The sequence below is a fragment of the Streptosporangium sp. NPDC000396 genome (genome assembly GCF_042898655.1).
In the GTDB taxonomy this organism is placed as follows: domain Bacteria; phylum Actinomycetota; class Actinomycetes; order Streptosporangiales; family Streptosporangiaceae; genus Streptosporangium.
Map to the genome: position 1 here is coordinate 185,200 of NZ_JBIAZA010000013.1, position 24,917 is coordinate 210,116.

Consider the following 24,917-nt stretch of genomic DNA (forward strand, 5'->3'; position numbering starts at 1 on the left):
CCCGCGAGCGACGCAACACCTCTTGAAACCAATCACGCACCCATAAAAACGTCTAAATCATGCCTTTTTAGATAAATGCGATTAATGACATTAGTCGCATATTTCTATCATCACCCAAAGAAAAGGTATGTACCGATTGCTGGTGTTAAAGGGGGTATTACGCCCAGTAGGCAACATCGGGGAAGCAGACGATCTTCCCCCGGGGGAGGGAACCGACGTGACCGAAGCCAAGACGACGGACAAGCCAAGGAGTGAAGAGGCCTCGGTGCCTCGCGCCCGAACCGACACCTCGGGAAACGCCAAAAACCTGGTCACCTCCAAGGGAACCACCAGCATCGACAGCGGCGTCGTAGCGAAGATCGCCGGCCTGGCGGCCCGGGAGGTCTCGGGTGTCTATGACATGGGCGCCGGAACCGCACGCGCACTCGGCGCGGTCCGCGGCATCGTGGGCGGCGAAAAGAGCGCCACACAGGGCGTATCTGTAGAGGTGGGCGAACGGCAGGCCGCGGTCGACCTCGACCTGGTGATCGAATACGGCGTCGCCATCCCGGACCTCGCTGCCGGGGTGCGCCGTAACGTGATCATGGCCATCGAGCGCATGACCGGACTCGAGGTCGTCGAGGTCAACATCAGGGTCGACGACGTCCACATGCCCGGCCAGGGGGAAGGCGAGAGGGGCAGGATCGAAGGAGCCGAGCCGGAGCCACGCGTCCAGTGAGCGAGCTCGCGCACGAGATAGCTGACACCGTACGGCGATGCCCGGACGTCGCCGACCTGTCCGGCGGCCCGTTCGGGACCGTCGCGACCTATCTGCCCGGCGAGAGAGTGTCCGGGGTCGCCCTGCGCGAGGACGAGGTGGAGGTCTCCATCGTCGTCGAGCGGGGACGACCGCTTCCGGAGATCGCGGACGACGTGCGGGCGGCTCTCGCACCTCTGGTGGGGAACCGCTCCGTGAATGTTCATATCGGAGGTATGCGATGAACCAGTTCCCGATGTGGAGTGTCATCGGAATGTTTGTCGGCATCGCCCTGGGCTTCGCGGGAGCCTTCGGCGGTCTGGGCGCCTTCCTTCTGGTGCTCGTTCTGGGCGCCGTCGGCCTCCTCGTCGGCCGCATCGTCGAGGGTGGCGAGATCGACCTGTCCCGGATGGCGGCGAGGCGGAGATGACTGCTCCGGTCGAACACCACGCCGCGTCCTCCGAGGCGCCGGCGGATGTGCCCACTCTCCCGGTCCAGCGGCCGGGAGGCGTCCTACCCGAGAGTGTGGCGCGAGTCCCGCAACAGGCTCAGCCGGTACGGCCGGCCGTACCGGCTGAGCGGCGAGGGAAGACGAGCATCCCCGAGCGGGTGGTGTCGCGCATCGCGGCCCGCGCCGCCGGAGAGGTGGCGGGGGTGCGGGAGGTTCGCGAGCGGGGGCCGCTGACCTTCGCGGGACGCACCCACGCCACCGTGGACGAGAACCTCACCGCCGTGGAGCTGGACGTGTCGGTGGAATATCCGGTCCCGCTCAGGCAGGTGTCCGCGGAGATCCGGCGGCACGTCGCCGACCGGGTCCGCGCGCTGACCGGCCTGAACGTCAGCCACATCGACATCAACATGACCAGCGTCGTCCTGCCCCGAGGGGAGGGCCGCAGATGACCGGTCCCACATCCGGTCCCGAGTCCGGCCCGGAGCCCGGCCAGGAGCCCGGGGCGGCGTCCAGCCCGCAGGCCCCGGCCCCCGAGGAAAGCCTCATCCCAGGGATGTCGACCGCACCCGGCGCGGAGGTCACGGAGCAGACCGAACCGGCCGTGTCGGTGGAGGCTCCGAGAAAGCCCGCCGCCGATCGGGCCGCGCGCAGAGCCTTCCGCCCGCGCCGGGTGATCCCCGCCACGATCACGGCCGCCCTGATGGTCGTGATCGGCGCGCTGATCGCGGTGGAGGTGATCTCCGCACTGCTCGGCAAGCCGGTGCGCTGGGTGCCCTACGACCGGCTGCTGAGCTGGGCGTCGTCGACGACGTGGAACGACCCCGTGGTGATGGCGATCGCCGGCCTGATCACTGCGCTGGGCCTGCTTCTCGTGCTGCTCGCACTCGTGCCGGGACGGCCCAGGCTCATCCCGATCAGGACCGGTGACCCGGACCTGATCGTCGGCATGCAGCCCCGGGGCTTCACCCGCGCCCTGGCGCACACGGCCAGGCAGGTGCCGGGGGTCGACCGCGCCACGGTCAAGCTGCGCGGGAGGACCGCGCAGGTGACGGCTCACAGTCCGCTAAGGGACACCACGGGGCTGGCACAGGCCGTACAGCGGGCCGTGACCGAGCGGATCGCCGCGCTCGGCCCGTCAGGCGACTACCCCGTCCGCGTGAACCTGCGAGGAAAGTGATCTTCATGGAGAGGAAGACCGCGAGGGGCAACCGGCTGGGGTTGCTGCTCACAGGGTTGTTGCTGATGACGCTCGGCGGCCTCGCGCTCGCCCGCGGCGCGAGGGCGTTCCCCCAGCGCTGGGCACCCGCGGAAGAGCCGCTGGTCAACGGTCCGGTGCTTGACACCTTCACCCGCTACGGCCCTTGGCTGTGGTGGGCGCTCGCCGCGGCGGGGATCGTCCTCGCCCTGCTCGGCCTGCGCTGGCTGCTGGTCCAGGGGCGGCGTGACAGGCTGGGCAACATCTGCTTGGAAGGCGGCCCCGGAGGGGTCACCAACATCCACAGCGGTGGCGTGGCCGACGCGGTGGCGGCCGACATCAGCTCGCACCCCGCCGTCCTCGGCGCCAGCGCCGCGATGGTCGGCACGAGCGCGCGTCCCGCCGTACGGCTGCGCGTGGTGGCCGACGAGAACGCCCCGATGAGCGCGATCTGCGAGCAGTTGGGCGGGGTGGCCATCCCGCACATGCGCCAGGCGCTGGAGACGGAGAGCGTTCCGGCCGTCGCCCAGATAAGCCTGGAGGCACCGTCATACTCCCGCAGAGCCGTCGCCTGACGGGACGCCGATCATAGAGTGGTCAGCGGAACCGACGTTCGAACGCTTCGAGGAGAAGATGTGCCTTCGGTAGTGAAGATAAATGTGCTGACGGTGTCCCCGGAGATGCGCGAGGAGCTGGAGCGCCGGTTCTCCGGGCGGGCCGGCGTCGTGGAGTCGGCCGACGGGTTCGAGTGGTTCGAGCTGCTCCGCCCGGTGGAGGGCACCGACCGCTACATGGTTTACACCCGCTGGCGGTCCGAGGAGGACTTCAAGCGCTGGACCGAGAGCCAGGCCTTCCAGAGGGGACACGCCGAGGCCGGCGGTCAGGGCCACGGCCACGGCCAGGGGCAGGGGCACGGTCACCAGGGGCCGGCCGCCAGCGGGGCCGAACTCTGGTCGTTCGAGGTCGTCCAGAGCACCGGCCCCAAGTCCGAATCCTGAACCGCCCGGAGCACCGGCCCATGTGCGAGCCCTGAGCCACTCGGGACACCGGCCCGCGCCCGAGCCGTGAGCAGCCCGGAGCGCCGCGTCTGGGCGCGGATCCCGGAAGGTCAGCGGTCCAGGACGTTCGCCCTGACGCGGTCGGCGAAGCCGCCGCGCACGAACTCGGCGGCCAGGCTGTCCGGCTTGCGCTCGGCCTGGTCCCGGAAGCACGCGACGAACTCCTCGCCGAGCCCCAGCCGGGGGTAGCGCTCCAGCACCTCGGCCCGGAGCTCGGCCGGGAAGTCCTCAGGCCGCCGGCCGGAGATGTCCAGCGCGGTGGACAGCTCCAGCAGGTGGCCCTCGGGGTCCTGGGAGACGTCCACCTTGTCCCACATGTGCCGCACGATCACCTCGGACGCGCGCACGCGCCGCTCGACAGGCCATCCGGCCCCGGCGCCGAAGACCCATGCGAGGTGGCCCCCCGCCTCCTCGAACGGCACGGTGTGATTGTCGAACTCCTTGACCAGGCCGAGGTCGTGCAGCATCGACGAGACGTACAGCAGCTCGGCGTCGAAGGCGATGTCGTTCATGGCGGCGTACGCCGCCGCCCACAGGTAGGCCCGCACGGAGTGGTTCAGCAGGGCCGGCGTGCAGTAGGCGGTGGCCACCTCCAGCGCGCCGCGGGTGGCGGAGGTGTCGGGGATCACGATGTCGGCGAGTCTCATGCGCCCAGCCTGTCCTACCAGGGAAGACACCACGAGTGGCTGGGAAGCCATCCATCGATAGGATCCCGCCATGGGGTTCACGACAGTCGCCGTGATGCTGTTCGACGAGGTCCCGCTGTTCGAGGCCTCGGTGCCGATCGCCGTCTTCGGCGAGCGCCGCGACGGGCTCCCGGAGTTCGACGTGCGCCCGGTGGCCGCCGAGGGCGGCCCGGTGCGAACGGACTTCGGCATCGAGCTCGCCGCGCCGCACGACCTGGACGCCGTGAACGACGCGAACCTGGTGGTCGTGCCGACCTGGCGGCGTCCGCTCGGCCGTCCTCCGGCACGAGAGGCGCTGGAGGCGTTGCGCCGGGCCCACGACCGCGGAGCCACCGTGGTCGGCCTCTGCCTCGGCACGTTCGTGCTCGCCGCCGCGGGGCTGCTGGACGGCCGCACGGCCACGACCCACTGGCGCTACGCCTCGCTGCTCGCCTCGACGTATCCGGGAATCCGGGTCAAGCCCGACGTGCTCTACGTGGACGAGGGCGACATCCTGACCTCCGCGGGCAGCGCGGGCGGCATCGACCTCTGCCTGCATCTCATCCGCCGGACGTACGGGCCGCAGGCGGCCAACGACATCGCCAGGTCCCTGGTGGTGCCACCGCACCGGGCCGGCGGCCAGGCGCAGTACATCGACCACCCGGTCCCGGCGCCCGCCGACGGCGATCCGCTCGGCGAGACCCTCGACTGGGCCCTGCGCCACCTCGATGAGGAACTCACCGTCGACGTCCTGTCCGCCCGGGCCATGATGAGCCGCCGCACCTTCGACCGGCGCTTCCGCCGGGTCACCGGGACCACTCCCACCCAGTGGCTGCTCCACCAGCGGGTTTTGCACGCCCAGAGGTTGCTGGAGACGACGCGGGAGCCGATCGAGCGGGTGGCCCGCAGCGCGGGCTTCGCCTCGGCCGTGGCGCTGCGGCCCCATTTCCGCCGCCAGGTCGGGGTCTCCCCCAGCGCCTACCGGGAGACCTTCGGCGACGGGCCCGACGACGAGGGGCAAGGGTGACTAAACCCTTGATGCGCATCTAGTTGCTAACAATGTGCTGGAAGAGGGCCAGCCAGCTTGACCGGTTTGGTGGGATCCGGTCAGCATGATCCGCCCTCTTCATTCGGCCCGGAAGGAACTGGCGTGCGTCGCCGCACCAAAGCACTCACTCTCTCGCTCATCCTCTTCGTGAGCTGCGGCGCAGCGGTCGGCACGGCGGAGGCCGCGGACAAGGTCAAACGCACCGCCGAGTGCCAGGGCGACTGGCTACCGGCGACCCCGACGGCACCCGACATCATGAGCGGCAGGGTCGAGTTCCTCGACCTGCCGCCGGTGAAGGTCGGCAAGGACGTCAACTGGCGCACCGACCCCTACCACAACCGCTCGTGGAGCATGGTCTTCCACTCGCTGCGCTGGATGGGCCGCCTGGTCGCCGAGTACGAGAGCACCGGGCAGGAGTCCTACCTGACCCGTGCCACCGAGATCGCCAAGGACTGGGTGGCGGACAACCCCCGCCGGGGCGGTCCCAAGGCCAGTTCGTACGCCTGGCAGGAGCACCCCATCGCGCTGCGCGCCCCCGCGCTGGTCTGCCTGAGCAAGCACGTCAACGAGTCCTGGCTGACCAAGAGCCTGGCCGAGCACGCCGCGATGCTGTCCAACCCCCGCCTGTACGAGAAGGGCCACAACCACGGCATCGACCAGGACATCGCGCTGCTCGGCATCGGCTGCCGGTACAAGCGCGAGGCGTGGTCGGGTCTCGCCGTCAAGCGCCTGACCGAGACGGTGAAGCTGGACGTCGACTCCCAGGGCGCGCTGCGCGAGCAGGCCCCGCGCTATGCGATCTACGTCCACGAGCGGCTCAAGGTCGCCATGGACCGTATCGAGGAGTGCGGCCGGAAGGTGCCCGCCGAGATCACCAGGCGGTGGGAGTCGCTGGAGGAGTTCATCTCCCACTCCACCCAGCCGAACGGGTTCATGGTCCCGATCGGTGACGGCGGCGCGGACGTGCGGCCGGTCGGCTACTCCCACTCGAAGAAGAACGTGCGGGTGTTCGGCAACGGCTACGTCTACGGGCGCACCGCCTGGGACAAGCCCGAGTCGGCGTTCTACTCCATCCGCTTCGGTCCCGGCCTGAAGTATCACGGCCACGAGGACCACCTCGGCGTGACCTACTACGCCCAGGGCCGTGACGTCCTGGTCGACGTGGGCTTCCACTCCTACGAGAACAACGGCTACCGCCGCTGGACGATGTCCCCCGAGGCCCACAACACGCCGAGTGTGGTCGGCGCCCGGTTCCGGGGCAGGACGGCCACCGCCCTGAGCAAATCCTCGATCGGCAAGGACCGGCAGAGCTACCGGCTGACCGACAGGGCCTACGGCGTGCCCAGGACCCGCTCGGTGCTGGTCAACCACGACCAGGACGTGATGGCCGTGCTGGACACGGTCCCCAAGGGTTCCCGGGTCCGCAACGTCTGGCATTTCGCCCCCGAGCTGTCCACCGTGTCGGACTCCGGCGGCCAGGTCGTGGTCAAGGACAAGACGGGCTGGAAGGCGACGCTGGTCCAGCTCTCGATGCCGTCCTGCAAGCCGGTGAGCGGGCTCAACGTGGTCCGCGGGCAGCAGAACCCCTACCAGGGCTGGGTCTCCACCGCCTACCTGAAGAGGCAGGCCGCCCCCGCGGTCATCTCTCCTGCCTCAGAGAACGCGCTGCTCACCGTCGTGGTGCCCGGCACCGACAAGCCCTCGGTCTCCTGCTCCGGTGGCAAGGTCAACCTGGAGACGTCCAAGGGCTCGGTCGGCTTCCGGGTCGGCGGCGCCGACCTCTCCTGAGGCGTTCGAGGGGTACGGCCTGGCCGTACCCCTCGATCCGGGCCGGCTCAGTCGGCGGCGTGGCCCGCCCGGAGCAGGCCGTAGGTGACGGCCTGCTCGAGGGCCTGCCAGGAGGCCTCGATGATGTTCTCGTCGACGCCGACGGTGGCCCACTCGCCGGTCGCGTCGCTGGAGGTGATGAGCACGCGCGTGACCGCGTCGGTGCCGTGGGCGCCCTCCAGGATGCGCACCTTGAAGTCGATCAGCTCGACCTCCGCCAGCTCGGGGTAGAGCTGCTCCAGCCCCAGCCGGACGGCCTTGTCCAGGGCGTTGACCGGGCCGTTGCCCTCGCCGGTGGCGACGATCCGCTCGCCCTTGGCGTGCAGCTTGACCGTGGCCTCGCTGACCAGCTCGCCGCCGCGGGTCCGCTCGATGATCACTCGCCAGGACTCGACCTCGAAGTGGCGCTTGCGCTGACCGGCCACCGCGTCGCGGAGCAGCAGCTCGAAGGAGGCGTCCGCGGCCTCGAAGGTGTAGCCCTTGGCCTCCAGTTCCTTGACCCGGTTCACCAGGTCGCGCGAGGTCTCCGCGGACAGCTCGTAGCCCAGCTCGCGGCCCTTGAGCTCGACGGAGGCCCGGCCCGCCATGTCGGAGACGAGCATGCGCATGTCGTTGCCGACCTGGGCGGGGTCGATGTGCTGGTAGAGGTTGGGATCCACCTTGATGGCGCTGGCGTGCAGCCCGGCCTTGTGCGCGAAGGCCGAGACGCCCACGTAGGGAGCGTGCGAGTTCGGGGTGACGTTGGTGACCTCGGTGATCGCGTGCGCGATCCGGGTCATGTCGGCCAGCGACTCCCCCGGGACGAGGTCGAAGCCCCGCTTGAGCTGGAGGTTGGCCACGACGGTGAACAGGTTGGCGTTGCCGGACCGCTCGCCGTACCCGTTGGCGCAGCCCTGCACGTGGGTGGCGCCCGCCTTCACGGCGGCCAGGGTGTTGGCCACCGCGCAGCCGGTGTCGTCGTGGCAGTGGATGCCGATCCGGGCGGACGTCTCCACGGCCGCGTGGACGACCTCGGCGAGCTCGTCGGGGAGCATGCCTCCGTTGGTGTCGCACAGGGCGATGACCGACGCCCCGGCCTCGGCGGCGGTGCGCAGGACTTCCAGCGCGTAGGCTGGGTTGGACTTGTAACCGTCGAAGAAGTGCTCGGCGTCGAGGAAGACTCGCTGGCCCTCCGCACGAAGGTGAGAAACCGTGTCGCGGATCATCGCGAGGTTCTCCTGGAGAGTCGTGCGGAGGGCCAGCTCCACGTGCCGGTCGTGGCTCTTGGCGACAAGGGTCACGACCGGCGCGCCGGATTCGCGCAACGCGGCCACCAACGGGTCGTCGGCTGCCTTCACCCCTGCCCGGCGGGTCGCGCCGAACGCGGCGAGTTGCGCGTGCTTCAGGTCCAGCTCTGTTTGAGCCCGCCTGAAAAACTCTGTGTCCTTGGGGTTGGCGCCCGGCCAGCCGCCTTCGATGAAGCCGACGCCCAGGCCGTCCAGGTGACGCGCGATGGCCAGTTTGTCGGCCACCGTGAGGTTGAGACCCTCCTGTTGGGCACCGTCACGGAGCGTCGTGTCATACACATGAAAGCGATCGTCGGGCATGTCAGTCTCCTTCGCGGTTCGGCCGTTCGCCGCGCGCTCATCCGGCTTCGGAAAACAAAAAGACCCCTCACGGACGTGAGAGGTCTGCGCGCTGGCGGTGTCCCTTGTCAGCCAGCGCGCCTGCCGATAATGAGCAGACCGTAGAACATGATGCTCTGGAGTCTGCCATACGCCGACACCATTTGACACATCGGATCTCAGGATCCGAGATGTACGGCGTGCCGGAGCGGAGGAAACGGGCCTCCCCGCGACCCGGCGATCAGCGGGGAAATGGGCGATTCCTCACCATGATTCGAAAACACTGACGAGAACTTTCCCGAACTCCGGGCGGAGGTAAATCTTTGCGATTACTTTGGGTCGCGTGTCAAACACGTTGCGCCCACCCGCTCGGAGGGGATGATGAACCCATGGCCAAAGTTCTGGATCGACCAACAACGAAGCCATCACGGCAAGATCATGAAGATGATCTGGGAGGGCGTCTCTCAGAGATGTGCGAGAGGTGGCCTGACCGGCGCGTCGAACTCATCAACGGCCGGATCGTGGTGAGGGAGTTGCCAACCGGAACTCACAACGACATCGTCTTCTGGATCCTCACCCAACTCCTCAGCACGGTGACCGAGCGAGGCTGGAAGATCTGGAACGACATCAAGCTCCATCTGGGCCCGCAGAGCGACCGCTACCGTCCCGACCTCACTGTCGTACCACCCAACCCCAGGATGTGGGGCGAGGACGAAACCTACGGCGACACCACATTGCTTGTCGTAGAAGTGGTCTCATCAAGCAGCATCAATGACGACCATGTCGTCAAGCCGCGGAACTGTGCGCTGGCAGGCGTTCCGCTCTATCTCGTCATCGACACGTTCGAAGAACAAATCCGACTTCTCAGCGACCCCAGCAAGACTGGGTACTCCCGGGAAGTCATCGTCAAGTTCGGTGCCCTCCTTGACTTGCCCGCGCCGTGGAACCTCACGATCGACACCGGCAAGCTGATCGAAGAGTAGGCCCGACGAGGAAAGCCCGGTCTGGTGGGAGACCGGGCTTTCCTCATGTGCGGGTCAGCAGATCTTGTGGACCCAGCCGTGCGGGTCGGGGCGGGAGCCGTACTGGATGCCGACCAGTTCCTCGCGGATCCGGGCGGTGACCGGGCCCTGGACGCCGCCGCCGATCGTCCAGGCGCGGTCGGCGCCCTTGACCGAGCCGACCGGGGTCACGACCGCCGCGGTGCCGCAGGCGAAGACCTCGGTGAGCTCGCCGGACTCGCAGCCCGACTGCCACTCCTCGATCGACAGGCGCCCCTCCTCGACGGTCAGGCCGAGGTCGGCGGCGAGGGTGAGGATCGAGTCGCGGGTGATGCCGGGCAGGAGCGTGCCGGTGAGGGCCGGGGTGAGCAGGCGGTCGCCATAGACGAAGAACAGGTTCATCCCGCCCATCTCCTCGACGTAGCGGTGCTCGCTCGCGTCGAGCCAGACCACCTGGTCACAGCCCTGCTCGACGGCCTGGCGCTGGGCCACGAAGGCCGCCGCGTAGTTGCCGCCGCACTTGGCGAAGCCCGTGCCGCCAGGGGCGGCGCGGGTGTATTCGGTGGACAGCCAGACCGAGACCGGCTTGCCTCCGCCGAAGTAGGCGGCCGCCGGAGAGGCGATCACCATGTACTTGTAGGTCCTGGAGGGGTAGTTGACGCCGAGCGCCGCCTGCGTCGCGATCATGAAGGGGCGCAGGTAGAGGCTGTGGCCCGGGGTCGTGGGCACCCACTCGCGGTCCGTCTGGACGAGGAGTTCGAGCGACTCGACGAACGTCTCCTCGGGCAACTCCGGCATGGCCATCCGCACCGCCGACCGGTTGAAGCGGGCGGCGTTGGCGTACGGCCGGAAGGACGCGATCGCACCGCCCTCCTGGCGGTAGGCCTTCAGGCCCTCGAAGAGTTCCTGGGCGTAGTGGAAGACCGAGGTCGCCGGGTCCAGGCTCAGCGGGCCGTACGGCATGAGCCGCGCGTCGTGCCAGCCCTCCCCCTCGGTGTAGTCGATCGAGATCATGTGGTCGGTGAAGATCTGCCCGAACCCAGGATTCGCCAGTACCTGCTCGCGCTCGGCCGCGGTGCGAGCATGGTCGGAGAGCTGCACGTCGAAGCTGAGCTTCTGAGCGGTGGTCATGGCGGAGATCCTTCTCTTCATGGCGGGCTGGGCTTGAGTCCATTCTGCGATGGACCAGCTAACGGGAAAACTACTGCATCTATGGCGAAAGCCGTCAGGGCTGGATAAACGAAGACGCGCCTGGCGGCTCAGGTGAGCCGCCAGGCGCGTCGGGATTCGAGGGGGCGGCTTCCTCAGCCGGCTACTCGGGCGGTGATGTCGTCGCCGATCTCGTGGGTGGTCCGGCCGGCCCAGCCGGTCAACCGCTCGAGCAGGTCCTCGGCCACGGCCTGCTCGACCTTGGCGGCCTCCTCGGCCAGGCCCAGGTGGTCCAGGAGCATGGCGACCGACAGGATCGTCGCGGTCGGGTCGGCCTTGCCCTGGCCCGCGATGTCGGGGGCGCTGCCGTGGACCGGCTCGAACATGCTCGGCGCGGTGCGGTCGGGGTTGATGTTGCCGCTGGCCGCCAGGCCGATGCCACCGGCGACGGCGGCGCCGATGTCGGTCAGGATGTCACCGAAGAGGTTGTCGGTGACGATCACATCGAACCGCTCCGGCTGGCTGACGAAGAACATCGAGGCCGCGTCCACGTGGCAGTAGTCGGTCGTGACGTCGGGGTATTCCAGGCCGACCCGGTCGAACGTGCGGGCCCAGAGGTCACCGGCGTAGGTGAGCACGTTGGTCTTGTGGACCAGCGTCAGCTTCTTGCGGGGTCGTTCGAGCGCCTTGTCGAAGGCGTAGCGGATGACCCGCTCGACGCCGAAGGCGGTGTTCAGCGACTCCTGGGTGGCGACCTCGTACGGCGTGCCCCGGCGCAGCGCGCCGCCGGCTCCGGCGTACAGGCCCTCGGTTCCCTCACGGACGACGACCATGTCGATGTCCTCGGGACGGGATTTCCCGAGCGGGGTCTCGACGCCGGGGAAGAGCTTGACCGGGCGGAGGTTCACGTAGTGGTCGAGCTCGAAGCGGAGCCTGAGCAGCAGGTCGCGCTCCAGGACGCCCGGGGGAACGCTGGGGTCGCCGATCGCGCCGAGCAGGATCGCGTCGTATCCGCGCAACTCGTCCAGAACCGCGTCCGAGAGGATCTCACCGGTCCTGTGGTACCGCTTGGCGCCCAGGTCGTAGGTGGTGGTCTCCATTTTCGTGCCGACCGCTTGGAGGACCTTCAGGCCCTCGGTGACGACTTCGACGCCGATCCCGTCTCCGGGGATGACTGCCAGGCGAATGTTGCGCGAATCCATGCACGCACCTTACCGGCCCGTCTCGGTAATCGAACACCGATCTCACTCTTCGGACATACCCGCGTGGCACGGCAGGCGTGATCATTTATGCGCTCACGACCTATATGATCGCTTTGTCTAGTTTTGTGAGCTATTGACCCGTTCATTAAGTTTCGTTATGGTCCTCACCATTCGCATCGACGCCTAATCCGTGCGGCCACCCCTTTCGGCCTGCGCGGAGCCGGGGAACCACCTTTCGGGATCCGCGAGGCGCTCGGACCTTCGCTCCACCCCCGGAGCGGGTCCCGGCTGCCTTCCCCACCGGATTCCTTGGGGCGAATCGGCGCACTCGCGCGCCGTAGGGCGACCTCCACGCCCGAGCCCGACAGCTCACCCGGCCGGCCTTATGGAAGGAATCACCCTGTCCGGCAAGTTCTACCCCCGTGCCCTGTCCCTGCTCGCCGCAGGCACCGCAGTGTTCTCGACTCCGGCCGTCGCCCTGGCCGCCTCCCCCGCCCCGGTCACCTCGCCCGCCCTGACCGCCACCCCCATCCCCGCCCCCGTTCCGGTGACGCTCGACAAGCCCAAGCTCAAAGAAGCGCTCACCGCCGCCACCCCCATGCCGGCCTGGCAGAAGGCCGTGAAGTGGGCCATGTCCAAGCGCGGCACCCCGTACGTCTGGGGCGGCACCGGCAACGGTGGTTTCGACTGCTCCGGGCTGATGCTCCGCGCCTACGGCGCCGCCGGGATCAAGCTGCCCCGCGTCGCCGCCGACCAGTACGGAGCGTTTTCCAAGAAGGTTCCCTGGAAGAACCTCAAGCCCGGTGACCTGGTCTTCTTCCACGGTCTCGGCCATGTCGGCATGATCACCAGGCCCGGCTACATGGTCCACGCCCCCCAGAGCGGCGACGTGGTCAAGGAAGAGAAGCTCAACGACTGGCGCCGCCAGACGTTCGTCGGCGCCGTCCGTCCCGACCGCGAGGGCGTCAAGCTCTCCGAGCAGCTCAAGCGCGCGGCCGAATCCCTCCCCACGACGACCACCGAGGTCGTCCAGGACAAGCAGGAAGATCCGAAGGACACCCCCTGACCTGTCGCGGCTCCCTAGGTGCCATGGGCAGGCCTGCCCATGGCACCCAAGGTCCTCCGAATCCGTGACCTTTCAAACCCGCGACTCCTCCGAACCGGCGCTCCTCCAGAGCCGCGACCCTCCAAGCCGGCGGCCCTCCAAGCCGGCGGCCTTCCGAGCCCGTCGTCCTTCAGGCCCGGCGGGTGGCGAAGATGACGTCCCAGGCGTGGCTCAGCGCCCGAGCCACGGCGCCCAGCAGAACCCCGCTGTCGCCCAGAGAACTCGCCACCACGGTGGGGCGCAGCGGCCCGAGCTCGGCGACCCTGCCGGCGATGGAGTCGCCGAGCAGGTCGAGGTTGCGGCCGACACCGCCGGTGAGCACGATCGCCTCCGGGTCCAGGACCGCGGCCACCGCGACGATCAGCCCGCCGATCCTGCGGCCCTCGGCCTCGACGACGGCCAGCGCCACCGGGTCCCCGGCCGCCGCGGCGCCGAAGACCTCCTTGGCGGTCCCCATCCGCAGCCCGGCGGCCCAAGCCTCCCGGACCACGCCGGGGGCGCCGACCATGGTCTCGGTGAGCCCGTGTTCCAGCGCCTCCTGGTCAGGGGCGAGTTCCTCGGCCGCGGGCAGGTAGGAGACCTCTCCCGCGGCGCCGCGCGCCCCCGAGTAGAGCTCGCCGTTGATGACGATGCCCATGCCGACGCCGGTGCCGATGGACACCAGCGCGAAGTGGGACTTTCCCTTGCCCTCGCCGTAGGAGTGCTCGCCCAGGGCGGCCAGGTTGATGTCGTTCTCGATCGCCAGGTCGATGCCCAGCGCGACGCGCAGCCGGTCCAGCAGGCCGGGGCCGCCCCAGCCGGGCAGGTTCGCGGTGAGGTCCAGCCGCCCGGCCTCGGGATCGTAGACGCCGGGGCCGCCGACCACCATGTAGGCGATGGAGGACCATTCGAGGTCGGCCTCGGTCACCGCCGCCCTGACCAGGCCCCGGACCCTCGCGACCAGGTCGTCCTCGCTCCGGGCGTCGTTGCGGTCGTCGCGGCGGCCCACGAAGCGGCCCCGGAGGTCGGCCACCGCGACCCGGATCCAGTCGCGGCCGATGTCGACGCCCGCGACATGCACGGCACCGGCGTTCATGTCGTAGAGCGAGGTCACCGGACCGGGCCGGCCGGACACCTCACCGACCAGGTGGACCAGCCCGTCCTCCTCAAGGCCGGCCAGCGCGGCCGAGACGGTCGGCTTGGACAGGCCGGTGACCTTCGCCAGATCGGCCCGCGAGGCCGGGCCGTGTTCGAGGAGTTGCTCGAGAAGACGTCGCTCGTTCATCACCCGCAACAGCCGTGGATTGCCGAGCTGACTTCGCACTTCGCTCTCCCTCCCATGTGATCCCGGGGAAAGGCTAGCCAACGCCCTTAATGGTAAAATACCTTTCTTACCAATCATGTTCCGGGGCAGCACGAAAGGACGATGTGCGATGCACCGAGGATGGCTGGTCGTTCCCCTCGCGGCGGCGCTCACGGCGACCGCCTGCGGCAGTGGAACCACTACTACCAAGACCGAGAAGAGCCAAGAGACGCCGATAATCGCGCTCTTCCTTCCAGAATCCAAGACCACCCGCTACGAGGCGTTCGACCGGCCGCTCTTCGAGGCCAAGGTCAAGCAGCTCTGCGCCGGGTGCAAGGTCCTCTACAGCAACGCCGACCAGGACGCGGCCAAGCAGCAGCAACAGGTGGAGGCCGCGCTGACCCAGGGGGCGGACGTGCTGGTGCTCGACGCGGTGGACGCCGGGGCGGTGGCCCCTCTGGTCAACCAGGCCAAGCAGAAGAAGATCCCGGTGATCGCCTACGACCGGCTGATCTCCGGCATCGGCTACGACTACTTCGTCTCGTTCAACAATGTGCGGGTCGGCGAGATGCAGGGCCAGGCGCTGCTCGACGCGCTCACCGCCAGGGGCACGGCGGCCAAGGGCAAGGTCGTGATGATCCACGGCTCCACCACCGACCCCAGCTCTGCCGACTACAAGAAGGGCGCGCACAACATCCTGGACGGCAAGGTCCAGGTGGGCCGGGAGTTCGACACCCCCGACTGGAGCCCGGACAAGGCCCAGCAGGAGATGGAGCAGGCGATCACCGCGCTCGGCCGGGACAACATCGTCGGCGTACTGTCGGCCAACGACGGCATGGCGGGCGGCGCGATCGCCGCGATGAAGCGGGCCGGATACAAGCAGCTTCCGCCGATCACCGGGCAGGACGCCGAGCTCGCCGCCGTCCAGCGGATCCTCACCGGCGAGCAGTACATGACCATCTACCTGGACATCAGGGCAGAGGCGGAGAAGTCCGCGGAGCTGGCCGTGGCGGCGGTCAAGGGTGAGAAGCCCGCCGCGCCCACCACGGTGAACAACGGCACCGCCGACGTCCCGGCCTTCCTTCTCGACCCGATCGCCGTCACCGCGGACAAGGTCAAGGACACCGTCGTGAAGGACGGCTTCTACAAGGCCGCGGACATCTGCACCGCGGAAGTCAAGGGCGCCTGCGCGAAGGCGGGCATCCAGTAAATGATCTCGGCTACCGGCATCTCCAAGCGCTACGGCGCGGTCCAGGCGCTCGACGGGGCGAGCCTGGAGCTGCGTGCGGGCGAGGTGGTCGCGCTGATGGGCGACAACGGGGCGGGCAAGTCCACGCTGGTCAAAACCGTCTCCGGGGTCGTCGTCCCGGACGACGGGGCCATCACCGTGGACGGCAGTCCCGCCAGGATCACCACCCCGCACGACGCCCAGGCCCTGGGCATCTCGACCGTCTACCAGGATCTGGCCCTCTGCGAGAATCTCGACGTGGTCGCCAACCTCTTCCTCGGCACCGAGCGCCGGCGCTGGTCGGTGCTCCGCCACATCGCGATGGAACGCGCCGCCCGAGACCTTCTGGACCAGCTCGACGTGCGGATCCGTGACATCCGGGTACCGGTCGCCTCCCTGTCCGGCGGCCAGCGCCAGTCGGTGGCCATCGCCCGGGCACTCGTCGGCGAGCCTCGTGTGGTCATCCTCGACGAGCCCACCGCCGCCCTCGGCGTGGAGCAGACCGCCCAGGTCCTCAGCCTGATCCGGCGGCTGCGCGACCGGGGGCTGGCGGTGCTGGTCATCTCGCACAACCTCGCCGACGTGCGGGCCGTCAGCGACCGCGTGGTGGTGCTGCGCCTCGGGCGCAACGCGGGCGAGTTCGTCACGGCCGGCACCTCGCAGGAGGCCATCGTGGCCGCGATCACCGGGGCGGTTTCGCAGGGAAGGGTGGAGGACGCATGACCGTCGTCGGCATGCCGTACAAGCTGGAGCGGCTGCGACAGGGAGACCTGGGCGCGTGGCCGGTGGTCGGCGGGCTGGTCGCCATCGCGGCCGTGTTCGGGTCGCTGAACGAGCACTTCCTGTCCCCTGAGAACCTGACCAACCTGGCCCTGCAGATGGCCGCCACCGGGACGATCTCGCTCGGCATCATCATGGTGCTCCTGCTCGGCGAGATCGACCTGTCGGCGGGCTCGGTCAGCGGGCTGTGCGCGGTGGTGATGACGATCCTCTCGGTACGGCAGGGCTGGAGCCCGCTGCCGGCGATCGTGGTCGCGATGGCGGCCGGGGCGGCCATCGGGCTGCTCCACGGCCTGATGCACACGCGGCTGCGCATGCCCTCGTTCGTGGTGACGCTGGCCGGGCTGATCGGCTGGCAGGGGCTGCTCCTCTACCTCCTCGGCCGGGGCGGGACGATCAACCTGCCCTTCGACGGCTTCGTGGCCGGGCTCAGCGACACCTGGCTGCCGCCGTGGCTGGCCTGGACGCTGGTCGCCGGCCTCGTCGGCGCCTACGCGGCGGCCGGTGTGATCACCCGGCGGCTGCGAGAGGCCGCCGGGCTGCCGGTCACGCCCTCCCACTGGATCGCACTGCGGATCGGGGGGCTGGCCGTCCTCCTGGCGGGGGCGGTGACGGTCCTGTCGGCCGATCGAGGGGTGCCGCTGCTGCTGGTCATCTTCGGGGCACTGGTGATCGGCCTGGACCTGGTTCTGCGGCACACCGCGTTCGGCCGCTGGATGTACGCCGTGGGCGGCAACGCCGAGGCGGCCCGCCGGGCGGGCATCAACGTGACGAGGATCCGGGTGCTGGCCTTCGTCCTGTCCTCCACCCTGGCGGCCTTCGGCGGGATCCTGGCGGCCGGTCGCCTGGCCGCCGTGAACCAGAACTCCGGCGGCAGCGACATCCTGCTCATGGCCATCGCGGCCGCCGTGATCGGCGGCACCTCGCTGTTCGGCGGGCGGGGCCGTACCTACGCCGCGCTGCTGGGCATCCTGGTCATCCAGTCGATCACCAACGGGATGCTGCTGCTCAACGTGGACTCCTCGGTCCGCTTCATGGTCACCGCGGCCGTCCTCGCGCTGGCCGTGGCCATCGACTCCCTCGCCCGCAAGGGCAACGCCCGGTGAGCCGCGTTCTCGGCATCGACTTCGGCGGCACCAAGGTCGCCATCGGCGTCTCGGACGCGGACGGGCCCTCTCCGGCGGAGAGTCTCCGGCTGAAGACCGGCGACGAAATCCTGCCAAGGGCCCTGGCCGCGGCCAGGGATCTCGTCGGCTCCCCCGCCGCGGTGGGGGTCTCGACCTGCGGGGTGATCAGGGACGGCCGGGTACGGCTCGCGCCGAACGTGCCCGGCTGGGAAGGGCTGGAGCTGCCCCGGCTGCTCCGGGAGGAGTTCGGCTCCGTCCCGGTCGTGATCGACAACGACGTCAACGCCGCGGCGGCGGCCGAGCTCCGGTGGGGAGCGCTGCGCGGGGTCTCCACCGGGCTCTACGTGAACCTGGGCACGGGCCTGGCCGCCGCGCTCGTCGTCGGCGGCCAGGTCGTGGCAGGAGCGCACGGTGCGGCCGGGGAGATCGGCTATCTGCTGAGTTCCCCGGCCGAGCCGGGTTTCACCGAGGGCCACGCCCCGATGGAGGAACGCGTCTCCGGCGCCGCCCTGGCCGCGCGGGGTTCGGCCCTGCTCGGCCGCCGGGTGACCACCGCCGAGCTGTTCGGCCTGGTCGGAGACCCGCTCGTCCGGGACGTCGTGGATGAGGCGGTGGACGTGCTGGCGATGACCGTGGCCAACCTGTGCGTCGTCCTCGACCCCGAGCTCGTGGTGGTCGGCGGCGGGATGATGGGCCAGGCCGACCGGATCCTGCCCGTCCTGGCGAGCGCCGTGGCACGGGCGGTCCCGTTCCCTCCCGGGATCGGTCCCGCCCGCTTCGTCCACGACGCTCCCCTGCTGGGCGCCCTCGCCCTCGCCTACACGGCGTCGGGCTCCCAGGGGCGGGCCTATCGCCCGTAGACCTGCGTCTCGTAGAGCGAGTACCCGTAGGCGGTGCCGCGGACCGTGCCCCTGATCCGCACGTATCGGCCCGAGCCCGACAGCCCCGTGAGGTCGTCGCTCCCTCCGTCGCCGGTCGTCGTGGTGTAGGCGTTCGTCCAGTTCGAGCCGTCGTCGGAGAGCTGGATCTGGTAGGCCTTGCCGTAGGCGGCTTCCCAGAAGAGCCTCACGCGGGTGACGCTCCTGACGGAGCCGAGGTCCACCTGGAGCCACTCGGGGTCGTGGCCTTCGGCGGAGGCCCACCTGGTCGAGGTGGTGTCGCCGTCGAACGCCTTGGCCGCGCCGTACGCGCCGCCCTCGACAGAGGACGCCGTGGCCGGCCGCCCCTGGGAGAGCAGCGTCTCGGCCGGGGTGCCTCCGCCGTCCGCCGGGACGGTCTGGGTGGCGGTGTTCCAACCGGTGACCCGGACACTCGGTGCCGAGCCGTTCAGGTCGGCGGCGCGGTAGGTGGCCGTCAGCGTCTTCGACTCACCCGGCCAGAGGCTGATCGCGTTGTCGGACCACCGGACGGGCAGCACGGGTTTGCCCGCCGCGTCCACCATGTGCGCGTCCAGGTAGAACGCCGGGATCTTGCCGGTCCCGGTGTTGGTGACGGTGACCGTGGTGGTCCCGGCGGACGGCGTGGCCGCGGTGACGGACAGCGGCGCCTGCGCCATGCCGGACAGGCCCCTGAGGTTGGCGTAGGCGGTCGTGGGGACGTAGTACCAGTCGTTGTTGGCCCAGTCGATGACGTCCTGCGCCGTGGACAGCCAGTACACGTTCCGGTCGATCTCGCGACCGCCGTCGCTGAGCGTCAGCCGTACCAGATACGTCGCCGACAGGCCGCTGATGGACGGGATGGAGACCGCGGTGGCCTTGCCTCCGTCGGCGGGGACGGTGACCGTGGCGGTGTTGGTGTACTTGTTCGTTCCGTCGAGGTTGAAGACGTCGGTCTTCACGGTGAGACCGGGCGCGGCGGCGCGGGTGGAGTTGACCACGACGACGGACCTGTCGTCGTAGGAGTACTGGACGTGAAGGGGCGCGTTGGCCTTTCGCGTGCCCCAGTAGGAGCCGCCCTGGTCGAGATAGGTGTCGAAGAGCTGCCAGTGCAGCGAGCTCCAGCCGCTGTTGAGCATCCAGTAGATGACGCCGGTCGAGGGGTTGGAGGCGTCCTTGAAATTACGGCCGTAGGCCTCGAACTGGGCACGCGTCGCCTCGTACTGGGCCAGCTGAGCCTTGCGCACGTAGTCGTCCAGGCTGGTCGGCGTGCCGTACCGGCCGACCATGGCGTTGTTGAAGATCTTGAGGTTGTTGAAGGTGCTGGACGATGAGCGGTGGTACTGGGTGGCGGTGAGGTTCTGCCACAGGGTGTTCAGCTCTGTCGCGGACAGCATCCGCCTCAGCGAGTCGAGCGTCGGCACGTCGGGCCCGGCACCGGTCTCGGAGTTGAAGCCGTAGGCACCGCCCTCCCGCTTGGCGTACCAGTAGTTCGGCGGCACCCAGTCGTAGGGACCGGTCATCTTCATGCCCGAGCTTCCCAGCTGCGGCGATGACTTGGCCGAGGCCGCCGCGACGACCGGGACCCGCCAGTCGGCCGCGTTGATCGCGTCGAGATAGCCGGTCTCCTGCTGGGCGTTGGGCGCGAAGTCGCTGCCGATCAGGAAGGTGAACACGCTCGGATGATCACGTAGCCGCGCGGCCTCGGCCGCCATGGACGCCTTGGCGACGAGGAAGTCGGCCGCGGTCCAGGGGACGCCGGGCTCGCCGCCGTTGGTGTGTCCCTCCCACTTGTTGCAGCATTCCCACCCGGCCATGACGAGGATGCCCATCCGGTCGGTGAGGTCGAGCAGCCCGTCGGGCTCCAGGTGACCTTCCAGCCGGATGGTGTTGAGGCCGAGATCGCGGACGTAGCGGAGCTTGTCCTCGATGTAGGCCGGGTCGTAGCGCAGGAACAGATCGGGCGACCAGCCTCCGCCCCGGATCAGCAGCGGACGACCGTTGATCCTGTACAGCCGGTGGCCGCCGCCGTCGAGGGAGGAGGTGACGTCGCGGATGCCGAACGTGGAGTGCGAGGTGTCGGTCACAGTGCCGCCGACGGTCGCGGTCAGGTCCAGGTCGTGGAGGGGTTGATCGCCCATGCCGTACGGCCACCAGACCTGAGGGTCGTCGATCGACCGGGTGAAGGTGACGGTCTTGGTCTGGTTCGCGGCCAGCGCCACGTCCTGGGTGAAGGTCACCGGTCCCGCGGTGCCCGAGACGGTCGCGGTGACGGGGGACGGCGAGTCGTTGCGGGCGTCCACCTTGATCGTCAGGTCGGCCCGGTCCAGCGCGGCTGTGAGCGAGGTGACCACGTGGGCGTCGCGCAGGGCGACCGGTCCGCTGCGCCGTACGAACACGTCTCTGAAGATGCCCATGTTCTTGTCGGGCGGTGTCTGCACCCAGTCGATCCAGCCGATCGTCAGGTTCTTGTTCGGGTCGTTCGGGCTGACCTTGAAGGCCACCGAGTTGACCCCGGAGTGGACGAGGGAGGTCACGTCGAACTGGTGACGCGGGTAGGCGCCGGCCAGGCCTGTCGCCACCCGGGTGCCGTTCACCCAGACCTCCCCGCCCGAGATGAGCCCGGTGACATCGAGGAAGGTGTTGAGCCCGGTCTCGTCGCCGAGGACGAAGTCGGACCGGTACCACCAGGGCACGGTGAAGTCGGCGGCCGGGATGTTCTTCATGTTGACGGAGTAGAAGGGGTCGGGGTACACGCCGTTGGCGAGAAGCGCCGCGAGGACCGTGGAGCGCGGCCCCGCCGGGTACCACGAGGCGGCGGCGTACCCCGGCGTGGAGATCACCGCGCCGGAGTCCGCCGTCCTCGACGAGGACTGGATCCTGTACCCACCCAGTGCGGCCGGCGCCAAGACCGCCGTCCGCGGATCCGCCCTCCCCGAAGCGGTTGACCGTGAGGGCGCCGGTACCGAAGGGGCAGCAAAGGCGGTCAATGCCCCTCCCACGGCTGTGACCACGACCAGTGCGGCGACAAGGACTGTTCTCACCCAAGATCCGAGCATCGACATCTCCGGGCTTCAGTTAGTAGTTAAGTAACTTTCCTAACTAATTGCCCGAATTTTGATCTCCTGGACGCGTCAAGTCAAGGGGAGACCCGAGAGATTCTCAAGAATCACAAAAGGCCGGGGGCGGCATCGCCGCCACCCGGCCGACCGGCCGTGCGTCATCAAGGCGTTGTCAAGAATGTCGTCCGTCGCCGTTCAGGCGGTCACGGCCGGGCCGGACCGCGACTCCTCCCGTACGGCCGGCGAGCGAGGACCGTCCGCCGCCACGCCGCCGGGCATGGCCCTTCGGCGAGATCCGTGAGACAGGGCTCAGCGGGTGGGGACGCCGCCGTTGTCGCGGCGGTCCAGAGCGGTCTGGAGCGCGTCGGCGGCCTCGTTCTCGGTCTCTTCAGGACGATTCCAGGGATACATGTCATACATGGCGATTCTCGTCTCGGTCGCATGCGAGCAAGTGAGGTGGTCGGAACTCCGGTCGCGGAACCGACCGGGCCTGATGTCGCGGGCCCGGGTCACGGACCGGCGACGGGGAGCAGAACCGGCGAACGCCACACACCGCGGCGAGTTGCCGGCCTGCCTGTCAGGCCTCGCCGCGGCAGGTAATGAGTACGAGAACCTGGCGCATTTCATGCCAGATTACCCGGTCAACGGAGTGCCGTCTCGCCCGCCGTACGGACTTCTCACATGCTGAGACAATCGCGCGCCGTCTCACATGCGGAGACAGCAGTACGGCCGCCGCCCCGCGATCCGGGGCGGCGGCCGTACCGGGGATGACTATTCGGCCAGGTCGACCGAGCGGCCGCTCTCGGCGCCGATCTCGGTGCCGATCTGGTCGAGCACGTCGGCCGGGATGGCGCTGTCGACGGTCAGCGCGATGAGGGCCTTGCCGCCCTTCACGTCACGGGCCACCTGCATCGAGGCGATGTTGATGCCGTGGTCGCCGAGGATGCGGCCGACGACGCCGACGATGCCGGGACGGTCGGTGTAGGTGAAGAACGACAGGTGCTCGGTCGGCTCGATCTCCATCTGGTAGCCGTTGACCTCGACGATCTTCGTGATCTGCCGCGGGCCCGCCAGCGTGCCGGAGACCGAGACCGTACGGCCGTCGGCGAGGACGCCGCGGACGGTCACGACGTTGCGCCAGTCGGGGCTCTCGGCGCTGGTGACCAGCTCGACGGTCACGCCGCGGTCCTTGGCCAGGAGCGGGGCGTTGACGTAGGTGACCGAGTCTTCGACCACGTCGGTGAAGACGCCCTTGAGCGCGGCCAGCTCCAGCACGCGGACGTCGTGGGAGGCGATCTCGCCGCGGACCTCGACGTCGAGCCTGGTGGCCACCTCTCCGGCGAGGGCGGTGAAGACCCGGCCGAGCTTCTCGGCCAGCGGCAGGCCGGGCTTGACGTCCTCGGCGACGGCGCCGCCCTGGACGTTGACCGCGTCCGGCACGAACTCCCCGGCCAGAGCGAGCTTCACGCTGCGCGCGACCTGGGTGCCCGCCTTCTCTTGGGCCTCGTGGGTGGAGGCGCCCAGGTGCGGGGTGACGACGACCTGGTCCAGCTCGAACAGCGGGCTGTCGGTCACCGGCTCCTTGGGGAACACGTCGATGCCGGCGCCGGCGACGCGGCCTTCCTTGATCGCCGAGTAGAGCGCGTTCTCGTCGATGATGCCGCCGCGGGCGACGTTGATCAGGCGCACCGAGGGCTTGACCTCGTGCAGTTCCTTGTCGCCGATGAGCCCGATGGTCTCCTTGGACTTGGGCAGGTGCACGGTGATGAAGTCGGCCTCGCGCAGGGCCTCCTCCAGCGACACCAGGCGGACCCCCATCTGGGCGGCGCGGGCCGGCTGGAGGTAGGGGTCGTAGGCGATCAGCTCGACGCCGAACGGCTGTAGGCGCTGGGCGACCAGCTGGCCGATCTTGCCGAGGCCGAGGATGGCGACGACCTTCTCGTCGAGCTCCACGCCGGTGTACTTCGAGCGCTTCCACTCGCCGCCCTTGAGCGCGGTGTGCGCCTGGGCGACGTTGCGGGCGGAGGCGAGGATCAGCGCGACGGTGTGCTCGGCGGCGCTGGTGATGTTGGAGGTGGGCGCGTTGACCACCATGACGCCGGCCTTGGTGGCGGCCTCCACGTCCACGTTGTCAAGGCCGACACCGGCGCGAGCGACGACCCGGAGCTTGGGCGCGGCGGCGATCGCCTCGGCGTCCACCTGGGTGGCACTGCGGACGATGAGCGCGTCCACGTCAGCGAGGGCAGGCAGGAACTGAGCGCGGTCGGCGCCGTCGGTGTGGCGGACGTCAAAGTCCGCGCCCAGGACCGCGAGACCGGCCTCGGAGAGTTCCTCTGCGACCAGTACGACGGGCTTGTTCACAGGCTGGATCCTTATGGGACGGAGAGGCTGCACGGACCCCACGTAGTCTATCGGCGCTTGTGAACGCGTTCACGATTGTCCCGTAATCCGAGACACTCGTCCGGGTTACCCACCTTCACGCATCCCATGCGCGGAAAATTCAAGTTGGTATTGATCCCACTAAAAGTTCACGATTACCCTCATAAGCCGTGGTCCCCTACCTATCGTTCCTTACATGAGCATCGGGAACCCCGCTCTCGGCGATGTGCTCGCGCAGCACGGCGGCCCGCACCGCCTGCTGTCGGCGCTTGCCGAATGGGGACTCCTGGTTGCCGTGCGGCCGGACCGCTCCGTCGTGCTCGGCACGACGCAGGCCGGTGATCGTGTCTTGCTCGGCTACACCTCGTCGAGCACCTACGCACTGCACCGTGGCAGCCATTCGCTGTCGGCCTGCGACGCCGACACCATCCTCGACATCCAGCGCGTCACCGGTGTGCGGGAAATCGTGATCGACGCCGCGGGGCCGGTGACGGCCGCCGTGCCCATCGAGGACCTCCAGCGCTACCTGCTCTCGACCCGCACCGGGCCCACTCCGGCGCTGTCGAGTGCGATCCCGACGGCGTACGCGACCGGCGCGATGGCCACGGTCTCGCGCCCCGCACCCCCTCCCGCCCCACCCGTGGCGCGCCCGCAGAGGGCCGATTCCCCAGTGGCGCGCGCGCAGAGCACCCCCGTGCCGACGGCGCCCGCCCGCCCGTGGGTCCCCGCGCCCCGGCCCCACCTGTCCGGGCCGATGCAGATGGTGGACCCCGGCTACCGGCGCTGCGACCACCCGATCCTGCCCGCCCTGCGCGCCGCGATCTCGTATCTGCTCGCCGACTATCCCCTCGTCCACCACGTGTGGATCTCCGAGGCCCGGACCTCCTCCGGCGCTCCCGGGATCATGCTGCACGTCAAGGTGCACATGTCGGCGGCCGAGGACGTGGTCAGGGACATCCATCGCGGGGTGCGAGCCCGGCTGCCCCAGCTCGCGGCGAGCGAGGCGCCGATCCTCATGGCCAGAGTCGCCGACGCGCGCAGCGAGCAGCGGATGATCGAGATCGGCGCCCACGTGGTCTGCGCCAACGTCACCGACTGACGGAACACCTCTGGCCGGGCGCGCCCGGCCCGAAGGGCGCGGAG

At 69.2% G+C, this 24,917-nt stretch carries 23 protein-coding genes and 1 riboswitch; of the genes, 16 read left to right on the plus strand and 7 right to left on the minus strand.

What is annotated here, in order from left to right:
• Positions 1-217 precede the first annotated feature (217 nt).
• From ACFY2X_RS22510 to ACFY2X_RS22540, 7 genes are read left to right on the plus strand one after another with little or no spacing between them, the layout of a single operon-like run.
• Positions 218-718 carry an Asp23/Gls24 family envelope stress response protein gene (locus tag ACFY2X_RS22510; protein WP_389940648.1) on the plus strand — a complete coding sequence of 167 codons (501 nt, stop codon included), beginning with the start codon at positions 218-220 and terminating at the stop codon, positions 716-718.
• A complete protein-coding gene (locus ACFY2X_RS22515; RefSeq protein ID WP_389940650.1) occupies positions 715-981 on the plus strand; it encodes a hypothetical protein in 267 nt (88 codons plus the stop codon). Before ACFY2X_RS22510 ends, ACFY2X_RS22515 begins: the two co-directional genes overlap by 4 nt.
• Positions 978-1,166, plus strand: coding sequence for a hypothetical protein (locus tag ACFY2X_RS22520; RefSeq protein WP_389940652.1), 189 nt, complete (start codon positions 978-980; stop codon positions 1,164-1,166). Before ACFY2X_RS22515 ends, ACFY2X_RS22520 begins: the two co-directional genes overlap by 4 nt.
• Positions 1,163-1,636, plus strand: a complete 474-nt coding sequence (locus ACFY2X_RS22525; RefSeq protein ID WP_389940654.1) for an Asp23/Gls24 family envelope stress response protein — start codon at positions 1,163-1,165, stop codon at positions 1,634-1,636. The genes ACFY2X_RS22520 and ACFY2X_RS22525 overlap by 4 nt, the downstream gene beginning before the upstream one ends.
• The gene (locus ACFY2X_RS22530; protein WP_389940656.1) at positions 1,633-2,364 is read left to right on the plus strand and encodes a DUF6286 domain-containing protein; all 732 of its coding nucleotides are present in this window, start codon (positions 1,633-1,635) and stop codon (positions 2,362-2,364) included. Before ACFY2X_RS22525 ends, ACFY2X_RS22530 begins: the two co-directional genes overlap by 4 nt.
• A 5-nt stretch (positions 2,365-2,369) precedes the next feature.
• Positions 2,370-2,957, plus strand: coding sequence for an alkaline shock response membrane anchor protein AmaP (locus ACFY2X_RS22535; RefSeq protein ID WP_389940658.1), 588 nt, complete (start codon positions 2,370-2,372; stop codon positions 2,955-2,957).
• Between the two features lie 60 nt (positions 2,958-3,017).
• On the plus strand, positions 3,018-3,380 hold the full coding sequence (locus ACFY2X_RS22540) for an antibiotic biosynthesis monooxygenase family protein (protein WP_389940660.1): 363 nt from the start codon (positions 3,018-3,020) through the stop codon (positions 3,378-3,380).
• A gap of 110 nt (positions 3,381-3,490) precedes the next feature.
• On the opposite strand, the gene ACFY2X_RS22545 is transcribed toward ACFY2X_RS22540, so the two are convergent.
• Entirely contained in the window at positions 3,491-4,087 is a 597-nt protein-coding gene (locus ACFY2X_RS22545; RefSeq protein WP_389940662.1) for a cyanamide hydratase, read from the minus strand.
• A 70-nt stretch (positions 4,088-4,157) separates the two neighbouring features.
• Here ACFY2X_RS22545 and ACFY2X_RS22550 point away from each other — a divergent pair, with 70 nt between their 5' ends.
• Together ACFY2X_RS22550 and ACFY2X_RS22555 are read left to right on the plus strand one after the other, a co-directional pair.
• Positions 4,158-5,132, plus strand: a complete 975-nt coding sequence (locus tag ACFY2X_RS22550) for a helix-turn-helix domain-containing protein (protein WP_389940664.1) — start codon at positions 4,158-4,160, stop codon at positions 5,130-5,132.
• 123 nt (positions 5,133-5,255) lie between these two features.
• Positions 5,256-6,941 (plus strand): heparinase II/III family protein, encoded by a 1,686-nt coding sequence (locus ACFY2X_RS22555; protein ID WP_389940665.1) that lies wholly within the window; start codon positions 5,256-5,258, stop codon positions 6,939-6,941.
• Between the two features lie 47 nt (positions 6,942-6,988).
• Here ACFY2X_RS22555 and cimA read toward each other — a convergent pair whose 3' ends face one another.
• Complete coding sequence (cimA, locus tag ACFY2X_RS22560) at positions 6,989-8,566, minus strand: citramalate synthase (RefSeq protein ID WP_389940667.1); 1,578 nt, start codon at positions 8,564-8,566, stop codon at positions 6,989-6,991.
• Positions 8,567-8,973: 407 nt separating this feature from the next.
• On the opposite strand from cimA, the gene ACFY2X_RS22565 reads away from it, so the two are divergent.
• Positions 8,974-9,567 carry a Uma2 family endonuclease gene (locus tag ACFY2X_RS22565; protein WP_389940669.1) on the plus strand — a complete coding sequence of 198 codons (594 nt, stop codon included), beginning with the start codon at positions 8,974-8,976 and terminating at the stop codon, positions 9,565-9,567.
• A 54-nt stretch (positions 9,568-9,621) separates the two neighbouring features.
• Here the strand turns inward: ACFY2X_RS22565 and ACFY2X_RS22570 are convergent, their stop codons facing one another.
• Both ACFY2X_RS22570 and ACFY2X_RS22575 read right to left on the minus strand, forming a co-directional pair.
• Positions 9,622-10,716, minus strand: a complete 1,095-nt coding sequence (locus ACFY2X_RS22570) for a branched-chain amino acid aminotransferase (protein ID WP_389940671.1) — start codon at positions 10,714-10,716, stop codon at positions 9,622-9,624.
• Positions 10,717-10,889: 173 nt separating this feature from the next.
• Positions 10,890-11,936 (minus strand): 3-isopropylmalate dehydrogenase, encoded by a 1,047-nt coding sequence (locus ACFY2X_RS22575; protein WP_389940673.1) that lies wholly within the window; start codon positions 11,934-11,936, stop codon positions 10,890-10,892.
• Positions 11,937-12,106: 170 nt separating this feature from the next.
• Positions 12,107-12,334: riboswitch (cyclic di-AMP (ydaO/yuaA leader) on the plus strand.
• Between ACFY2X_RS22575 and ACFY2X_RS22580 the strand changes: the two genes are divergently transcribed.
• Positions 12,322-13,002, plus strand: coding sequence for a C40 family peptidase (locus ACFY2X_RS22580; protein WP_389940675.1), 681 nt, complete (start codon positions 12,322-12,324; stop codon positions 13,000-13,002). (Overlaps the previous riboswitch by 13 nt.)
• Before the next feature lie 169 nt (positions 13,003-13,171).
• On the opposite strand, the gene ACFY2X_RS22585 is transcribed toward ACFY2X_RS22580, so the two are convergent.
• Positions 13,172-14,344 carry an ROK family protein gene (locus tag ACFY2X_RS22585; RefSeq protein ID WP_389940677.1) on the minus strand — a complete coding sequence of 391 codons (1,173 nt, stop codon included), beginning with the start codon at positions 14,342-14,344 and terminating at the stop codon, positions 13,172-13,174.
• A gap of 109 nt (positions 14,345-14,453) precedes the next feature.
• On the opposite strand from ACFY2X_RS22585, the gene ACFY2X_RS22590 reads away from it, so the two are divergent.
• The 4 genes from ACFY2X_RS22590 to ACFY2X_RS22605 are packed head-to-tail and all read left to right on the plus strand — an operon-like array spanning position 14,454 to position 18,318.
• Positions 14,454-15,533: a sugar ABC transporter substrate-binding protein gene (locus ACFY2X_RS22590; RefSeq protein ID WP_389940679.1), complete on the plus strand. Its 1,080-nt coding sequence runs from the start codon at positions 14,454-14,456 to the stop codon at positions 15,531-15,533.
• Positions 15,534-16,274, plus strand: a complete 741-nt coding sequence (locus tag ACFY2X_RS22595; RefSeq protein WP_389940681.1) for an ATP-binding cassette domain-containing protein — start codon at positions 15,534-15,536, stop codon at positions 16,272-16,274.
• Positions 16,271-17,437, plus strand: a complete 1,167-nt coding sequence (locus ACFY2X_RS22600; RefSeq protein ID WP_389940683.1) for a sugar ABC transporter permease — start codon at positions 16,271-16,273, stop codon at positions 17,435-17,437. The genes ACFY2X_RS22595 and ACFY2X_RS22600 overlap by 4 nt, the downstream gene beginning before the upstream one ends.
• Complete coding sequence (locus ACFY2X_RS22605; RefSeq protein WP_389940685.1) at positions 17,434-18,318, plus strand: ROK family protein; 885 nt, start codon at positions 17,434-17,436, stop codon at positions 18,316-18,318. The genes ACFY2X_RS22600 and ACFY2X_RS22605 overlap by 4 nt, the downstream gene beginning before the upstream one ends.
• On the opposite strand, the gene ACFY2X_RS22610 is transcribed toward ACFY2X_RS22605, so the two are convergent.
• Together ACFY2X_RS22610 and serA are read right to left on the minus strand one after the other, a co-directional pair.
• Positions 18,306-21,176 (minus strand): discoidin domain-containing protein, encoded by a 2,871-nt coding sequence (locus tag ACFY2X_RS22610; protein ID WP_389940687.1) that lies wholly within the window; start codon positions 21,174-21,176, stop codon positions 18,306-18,308. The genes ACFY2X_RS22605 and ACFY2X_RS22610 overlap by 13 nt on opposite strands.
• A 990-nt stretch (positions 21,177-22,166) precedes the next feature.
• Positions 22,167-23,756, minus strand: a complete 1,590-nt coding sequence (gene serA, locus ACFY2X_RS22615) for a phosphoglycerate dehydrogenase (protein ID WP_389940689.1) — start codon at positions 23,754-23,756, stop codon at positions 22,167-22,169.
• Positions 23,757-23,970: 214 nt separating this feature from the next.
• Here serA and ACFY2X_RS22620 point away from each other — a divergent pair, with 214 nt between their 5' ends.
• The gene (locus ACFY2X_RS22620) at positions 23,971-24,873 is read left to right on the plus strand and encodes a hypothetical protein (protein WP_389940691.1); all 903 of its coding nucleotides are present in this window, start codon (positions 23,971-23,973) and stop codon (positions 24,871-24,873) included.
• The last annotated feature ends 44 nt before the right edge of the window (positions 24,874-24,917 follow it).

Coding starts and splice junctions, on each gene's coding strand:
- ACFY2X_RS22550 (WP_389940664.1), top strand. CDS start 4,158: ATGGGGTTCACGACAGTCGCCGTGATGCTGTTCGACGAGGTCCCGCTG.
- ACFY2X_RS22565 (WP_389940669.1), top strand. CDS start 8,974: ATGGCCAAAGTTCTGGATCGACCAACAACGAAGCCATCACGGCAAGAT.
- ACFY2X_RS22575 (WP_389940673.1), bottom strand. CDS start 11,936: ATGGATTCGCGCAACATTCGCCTGGCAGTCATCCCCGGAGACGGGATC.
- ACFY2X_RS22595 (WP_389940681.1), top strand. CDS start 15,534: ATGATCTCGGCTACCGGCATCTCCAAGCGCTACGGCGCGGTCCAGGCG.
- ACFY2X_RS22520 (WP_389940652.1), top strand. CDS start 978: ATGAACCAGTTCCCGATGTGGAGTGTCATCGGAATGTTTGTCGGCATC.
- ACFY2X_RS22525 (WP_389940654.1), top strand. CDS start 1,163: ATGACTGCTCCGGTCGAACACCACGCCGCGTCCTCCGAGGCGCCGGCG.
- ACFY2X_RS22580 (WP_389940675.1), top strand. CDS start 12,322: ATGGAAGGAATCACCCTGTCCGGCAAGTTCTACCCCCGTGCCCTGTCC.
- ACFY2X_RS22600 (WP_389940683.1), top strand. CDS start 16,271: ATGACCGTCGTCGGCATGCCGTACAAGCTGGAGCGGCTGCGACAGGGA.
- ACFY2X_RS22545 (WP_389940662.1), bottom strand. CDS start 4,087: ATGAGACTCGCCGACATCGTGATCCCCGACACCTCCGCCACCCGCGGC.
- ACFY2X_RS22535 (WP_389940658.1), top strand. CDS start 2,370: ATGGAGAGGAAGACCGCGAGGGGCAACCGGCTGGGGTTGCTGCTCACA.
- ACFY2X_RS22620 (WP_389940691.1), top strand. CDS start 23,971: ATGAGCATCGGGAACCCCGCTCTCGGCGATGTGCTCGCGCAGCACGGC.
- cimA (WP_389940667.1), bottom strand. CDS start 8,566: ATGCCCGACGATCGCTTTCATGTGTATGACACGACGCTCCGTGACGGT.
- ACFY2X_RS22590 (WP_389940679.1), top strand. CDS start 14,454: ATGCACCGAGGATGGCTGGTCGTTCCCCTCGCGGCGGCGCTCACGGCG.
- ACFY2X_RS22570 (WP_389940671.1), bottom strand. CDS start 10,716: ATGACCACCGCTCAGAAGCTCAGCTTCGACGTGCAGCTCTCCGACCAT.
- ACFY2X_RS22530 (WP_389940656.1), top strand. CDS start 1,633: ATGACCGGTCCCACATCCGGTCCCGAGTCCGGCCCGGAGCCCGGCCAG.